The 3,707-nt window shown below is 66.2% G+C and carries 4 protein-coding genes; all 4 read left to right on the plus strand.

Features of this window, described 5'->3' with window-relative positions; all coding sequences use genetic code 11:
* The first annotated feature begins 309 nt into the window (after positions 1-309).
* Positions 310-2,115 carry a PHA/PHB synthase family protein gene (locus tag WC493_RS22060; protein WP_373068585.1) on the plus strand — a complete coding sequence of 602 codons (1,806 nt, stop codon included), beginning with the start codon at positions 310-312 and terminating at the stop codon, positions 2,113-2,115.
* Between the two features lie 14 nt (positions 2,116-2,129).
* Positions 2,130-2,621 carry a hypothetical protein gene (locus tag WC493_RS22065; RefSeq protein WP_373068587.1) on the plus strand — a complete coding sequence of 164 codons (492 nt, stop codon included), beginning with the start codon at positions 2,130-2,132 and terminating at the stop codon, positions 2,619-2,621.
* A gap of 211 nt (positions 2,622-2,832) precedes the next feature.
* The gene (locus WC493_RS22070) at positions 2,833-3,333 is read left to right on the plus strand and encodes an RNA polymerase sigma factor (protein ID WP_373068589.1); all 501 of its coding nucleotides are present in this window, start codon (positions 2,833-2,835) and stop codon (positions 3,331-3,333) included.
* On the plus strand, positions 3,326-3,707 hold a 382-nt coding region (locus tag WC493_RS22075; protein WP_373068591.1), incomplete at its 3' end, for a hypothetical protein. The genes WC493_RS22070 and WC493_RS22075, both read left to right, overlap by 8 nt.

The raw sequence follows: 3,707 nt of genomic DNA on the forward strand, positions 1-3,707 counted from the left end.
CCGTCGTGGTCGAGGGCGTGTTCGAATCGGTCGCGGTCTGGGCCACGGTCAGGGCACCCGCGGCCAGCACAGCCCCCAGCGACGCCGAAGCGACACCGACGGCGAGCACGAGCGAAGGCACCAGGCGAACCGAAATATCCCCGCCCTGAGCGAGCTTAGCGACCATTGCTTGAACCTCGGACAACACGGCCCGCACGGGGCGCATGATTTTTAGACAGACGTCGACTTTAACGCATGGCGCGAAGTTCATATACTCCGCCTCCACGAGGAAGCCCACGCCCATCGCACGCGCAGAATAAGGAATGGTTCATGGCCGATCAACACGGCAAAGACCAGCAGCCCATCCCCGATCCCACCGCCCTCGCCCGCAATATGGTGGAAATCGCCAAGCGTTGCCGAAAGCTGGTCGCGGAATTCCTGGAGCGTCAGGACATCGTTCGCAAGAACGTGAATTTCGACCCGCAGAACCTGGCTTCCGCCTATCTCGATCTGACGGCGAAGATTATCTCGAATCCCTCGCAGATGATCGATGCACAGTTGAAGCTCTGGAAGGACTACGTCCATCTGGTGCAGAGCACCACGAAGCGCTTGCTCGGCGAGCGGCCGGATCCGGTGATTTCGCCCCTGAAGGGTGACAAGCGCTTCAAGGACAAGAGCTGGGAAGAGAATCAGGCCTTCGATTTCATCAAGCAGGCCTATCTGCTGGCGGCGCGCTGGATGCAGAACACGGTCCACGACGTCGAGGGGCTGGATCCCAAGACCAAGAAGAAGGTCGAGTTCTACACCCGCCAGTTCGTCGATGCGATCGCGCCCTCGAATTTCGTCCTGACCAATCCCGAGGTGCTGCGCGTCACCATCGAGACCAATGGCGAGAATCTGGTGCGCGGGCTCGACCACGTGCTCGAGGACCTGGAGCGCGGCAAGGGACGCCTGGCGATCCGCATGACCGACCCCAACGCCTTCGAGGTCGGCCGTAACATCGCCGTGACCCCGGGCAAGGTCGTCTTCCGCAACGAGTTGATCGAGCTGATCCAATACGAGCCGACGACCGAGAAGGTCTACAAGCGGCCGCTGGTGATCGTGCCGCCCTGGATCAACAAATACTATATCCTCGACCTGAAGCCGCAGAACTCCTTCATCAAATGGGCGGTCGGCCTCGGCTACACCGTCTTCGTGATCTCCTGGGTCAACCCGGACAGCAAGCTGGCCCAGGTCGGCTTCGAGGGTTACATGAACCAGGGCGTGCTGGCCGCCCTCGACGCCGTCGAGCAGGCGACCGGCGAGCATCAGGTGAATGCCATCGGCTATTGCATCGGCGGCACCCTGACGGCCGCTACCCTCGCCTATCTGCAGACGATCGGCGACAAACGGATCGCCGCCTGCACCTTCTTCGCCGCCCAGGTCGATTTCGCCGAAGCGGGCGAGCTGTCGATCTTCATCGACGAGGATCAGCTCGAATTCCTCGCCGGCCGCATGTCCGAGAAGGGCTATCTCGAAGGCGGCGACATGGCGACCACCTTCAACATGCTGCGCGCGAACGACCTGATCTGGTCCTTCGTCGTGAACAACTACTTGCTCGGCCGCGATCCCTTCCCCTTCGACCTCCTGTATTGGAACCAGGACGCGACGCGGATGCCGATCGCCATGCACATGTTCTATCTGCGCGAATGCTACCAGAAGAACCTGCTGTCGCAGCCGGGCGGCATCACCCTGAACGGCGTGTCGATCTTCCTGAACAAGGTGAAGGTGCCGCTCTATTTCGTGGCCAGCCGGGAAGACCATATCGCCCCGGCCCGTTCGGTGTTCCGCGGCGCCCGCATCTTCAAGACGCCGGTGCGCCTGATCCTGGCCGGCTCCGGCCATATCGCCGGCGTCATCAATCCGCCCGAGGCCAAGAAATACCAATATTGGACCAACGACGACCTGACCGGCGCCGCCTCCTTCGAGGATTGGCTGTCCAAGGCGAAGGAGACCCCGGGCTCCTGGTGGCCGGACTGGGACGAGTGGATGTCCAAGAAGTCGGGCGCCAAGGTGCCGGCCCGCGTGCCGGGCGACGGCAAGCTCCGCGTCCTCGACGACGCGCCGGGCACCTATGTGAAGATCAAGTCGGAATAGCCTCCGCCTTTCCCGTGGCGGCAGCCTGCCCCGCCACGGGAAAGACACGGCCGTCAGGGGACAGGAGCCACCACTGCGGGCGCACCCGTCGTGCTGCCCTTGTCGTCGCCCGCGTCGGCACCACCCTTGTCGTCACCGGCCTCGGCACCGCCCCGGTCATCACCGGCCTCGGCACCGCCCTTGTCGTCACCAGCTTCGGCACCGCCCCGGTCATCACCGGCTTCGGCACCGCCCCGGTCGTCGCCGGCTTCGGCGCCGGCGCCACCACCGTCGTGACCGGCGCCGTCATGGCCGGCGCCGTCGTGACCGCCGGCTTCCCCACCGGAGCCACCTTCGCCGCCGCTGCCGCCCTCGCCGCCGGAGCCACCTTCGCCGCCATGGCCGCCTTCGCCACCGTGGCCGCCCTCGCCACCGTGGCCGCCCTCGCCGCCTTCACCACCTTCCGCGAAGGCGTCACCGGCCAGGAGATGGCGGACACTGCCGGGCAGGGCGAGCGGTGCGGCTAGCACCAGCACCAGCGCCGCCGCCGAGGAAATCAAGAGTTTGCTGTTGTTCATCTGGGTCGTCCCGTTTTCGTCCGGCATCGAAGTGCCGAACAGGAGACGACGGCGGGTGGCGAAACCGTCCCTGCGACGCCGGAAAAATATTTTTTCGGGGCGATGGACGTAATCGGCCCCGGCGACGTTTCCTGAAGGACGAAGAACCGGGAAAGACGACGTGCCGGGCCTGAACAGCGCCGTAGTGACGAGCCACCTGCCGACCCTGCGCCGCTATGCCCACCGGCTGGCGGGCACCGCGGCCGATGGCGACGACCTGTTGCAGGAAGCCTGCGAAAAGATGCTGCGCCACCTGCAACGGGTGCCGGCGGCCGAGATCGGGCGGGCCTGGTGCTATGCCGTGCTGCGCAATTGCTGGATCGACATCGTCCGGCGCAGGAAGCGGCACTTTGCCTTCGCCCTGCCGCTGGACGACGACACGATGGGGGACGAAGCGGCCACGGCCGGCGCCACCGACCTCCGCTTCGACGACATCTGGCGCCATATCGGCCGCCTGCAACCGATGCATCGGGAGATCATCATGCTGTGCTGTATCGAAGACCTGACGTCGGACGAGGCTGCCACCGTGCTCGACATTCCCGCCGGCACCGTGCGCTCGCGCCTGGCGCGGGCCAAGCTCGCCCTGGCCGACGCCATCGGATTGGAGGTCGCTCATGCCTGAGACTGCGGAAAACCGGGACGAGCTGATCGGGCTCGTCGCCACTCTGGCGGTGGAGAACGGCGAGGTCGAGGGCCTGCGCGACCTGCTCCGCCAGGACCAGCCGGTGCTTCACCTCTACGACCGCTTCGTCGCCGTCGATCGCCGGTTGGCCGATGCGCGCGCCAAGACGCCGCCCCTGCCGGTCGACGACGCGATGCTGGCACGCCTCGGCCTCGCGACGGAGCGCCGGCGCCCGCCCGTCCGGCTCTGGCTCGCCGCCGGAGCAGCCGCCGCGGTGATCGCCGGGGCCGTCGCCCTGCTGCCGTCGACACCCGCGACGACCGCCTATGCACCCGCCGGTGCGGCGCCGGGCACCGCCTCCCTGCCGGAGACCT

The sequence above is a fragment of the Zavarzinia sp. genome (assembly GCF_041650655.1).
Lineage (GTDB): Bacteria > Pseudomonadota > Alphaproteobacteria > Zavarziniales > Zavarziniaceae > Zavarzinia.